The 2,265-nt window shown below is 58.2% G+C and carries 1 protein-coding gene; it reads left to right on the top strand.

Features of this window, described 5'->3' with window-relative positions; translation table 11 throughout:
* Window positions 1-642: 642 nt before the first annotated feature.
* Complete coding sequence (gene ltrA, locus C8J33_RS26750; protein ID WP_132665930.1) at window positions 643-2,181, top strand: group II intron reverse transcriptase/maturase; 1,539 nt, start codon at window positions 643-645, stop codon at window positions 2,179-2,181.
* Window positions 2,182-2,265: the final 84 nt, after the last annotated feature.

The raw sequence follows: 2,265 nt of genomic DNA, 5'->3' as shown, positions 1-2,265 counted from the left end.
GATCGGGGCCGGGAAGCTCGGGTCGGTGCGACGTGAAGTCGCCTGAATAATTGTTCGAAAGAGAAAGGAGAAGGCATGAGAAGAACCTGACGTTCCGTCGTCAGTAGCCTACCGGCACATGGGGGACTGGTAACGGTCCGGTGTGAAGCTGCTGGGACAATGCAGCCGGGCCTTCGGGCCATGCCGATGCCGTGAGGTGGAGGTATCTTCTGCGAGCATCAACGCGGATGGGGCGCTAGGCTGGGCGGTACGACCAACGTAAGTGAACTGCTGAGCTCGCCGTCAGCTTCAACAAGCCAAAGATGCTGGCAGGCTTAAACCAAAAGGTATGCGGTCGGATGCTTCCCGCGATCCTGGAAGCACACGGACAATGACCGCCGGCGAAAAGGCAGGGTCTAACCCGCTCCTGTTATTCAGGTGGAACACGGTAAGCCCGTATCCCCGCCCGGCAACGGGCAGGCCGACCGCGAGGAACGCTGTCGGGGATGCGGGTAGAGGATGTCGGAAAAAGCGAAGGCCGGGCTGTAATGGCGCGGATAGGGGTTACGGGTAACCAACATTATCCCACCTGAAAAGGGGCAGACTTCCGACTGGTCTCTGATTGCGAGAGAACAGGCAGAACCTTCACAGGAGGAAGAGCAAATGGCGGTCATGAAAATGACTGGTGCAGCCTCCCGCGGATCGGCGGACTGGAACCAGATTGATTGGTCCAAGGTCCGACATTCCGTGCGGCGGCTGCAAGTGCGTATCGCGAAGGCAGTTCGGGAACGTCGTTGGGGCAAGGCGAAAGCCCTGCAACGACTGCTGACCCACTCGTTCAGCGGCAAGGCAATGGCTGTAAAACGAGTAACGGAAAATAGAGGAAAGAGAACGCCCGGAGTGGACCGTATCATCTGGGACACACCCGGGAAATGCATCGGAGGATTATCGTCACTCAGGCGGCGGGGATACTCTCCGCTGCCACTGAGGCGGGTTCACATATTGAAGCCGAACGGCAAATTAAGGCCACTCGGCATACCCGCAATGCAGGACCGGGCGATGCAAGCATTGCACTTGCTTGCGCTTGAGCCTGTCGCGGAGACGACAGCAGACCTAAACTCGTACGGCTTCCGGCCATATCGGGCCACCCGCGATGCGGCCGAACAGTGCTTCACAGCGCTGGGCAATCGGCACACCGCAGGTTGGGTTTTAGATGCCGACATCTCCGGCTGTTTTGACGAGATCAGCAAGGACTGGATCATCACCAAAATCCCCATGGACAAGGTGGTACTCCGGAAATGGCTGGACTCCGGCTACATGCAAGATGGTGCGTGGTATGCGACGAAGGCAGGGACCCCGCAAGGCAGTCCAATCTCGCCAACGATCGCCAACATGGCCTTGGACGGAATGGAAGCGATGCTGCAAGCCCACTACGGCCCAAAGGATCGCAACTACCGGACCAAGGTTCACTTGATACGTTATGCCGACGACTTCGTCATCACCGGCGCTTCGAAAGAAGTTCTGGAGGAAGCGAAAGCGTTGGTCGAAGCCTTCCTGTCGGAACGGGGCTTATCCCTGTCTGCAGAAAAGACCCGCATCGTGCGGATCGAAGAGGGGTTCGACTTCCTCGGTTGGACCATGCGCAAGTACGATGGGAAGCTTCTCATCAAACCCGCCAAGAAGAATGTGGCGGCGTTCATGCGTAAAGTCCGGGCGATCATCAAGGATGCCATCGGCACGAAGCAGGAGTATCTGATAGCCAAACTCAACCCGGTCATCCGTGGCTGGGCCGGCTATCATTGCAATCAGGTGGCAAAGGCGACCTTCGGTAAGGTTGATCATCTCATCTGGAAGCGACTCTGGCGCTGGGCCTGCCGTCGACATCCAAACAAACCGCGCCGATGGGTGAAAGATCGGTACTTCGCCCGAGAAGGTGCACGCGATTGGGTGTTCCGCGCAGATAAAAAAGACGAGGATGGAAAATGGACCACGGTGCGGCTGCAAAAAGCAGCGGACGTTCCCATCCGGCGTCATCGTAAGATACGGGCGGATGCCAATCCGTTCGATCCAGCATGGGATAGCTACTTTGCCCAACGGCAGAGCCAGACCATGCCTCGGGCGGATCAGCCCGATCAACGACTCAACTCCTCTCTACCACCGGAACTGGTGGTTCTCGTCGCTGAGGGCTTAACAGAGGCTTGAGCTGCATGCGGGGAAACTCGCACGTGCAGTTCTTAGGGGGGCGCGGCCTGGAAACGGGCCGCGCCTACCCGACTCCAGCTTGAC

It is taken from the genome of Rhizobium sp. PP-CC-3G-465 (assembly GCF_004343445.1).
Classification (GTDB): domain Bacteria; phylum Pseudomonadota; class Alphaproteobacteria; order Rhizobiales; family Rhizobiaceae; genus Ferranicluibacter; species Ferranicluibacter rubi.
This window is presented reverse-complemented; position numbering and strand designations above follow the sequence as displayed.

Excerpts from the sequence above, each read along its gene's own strand:
- ltrA (WP_132665930.1), top strand. The coding sequence starts at position 643 with ATGGCGGTCATGAAAATGACTGGTGCAGCCTCCCGCGGATCGGCGGAC.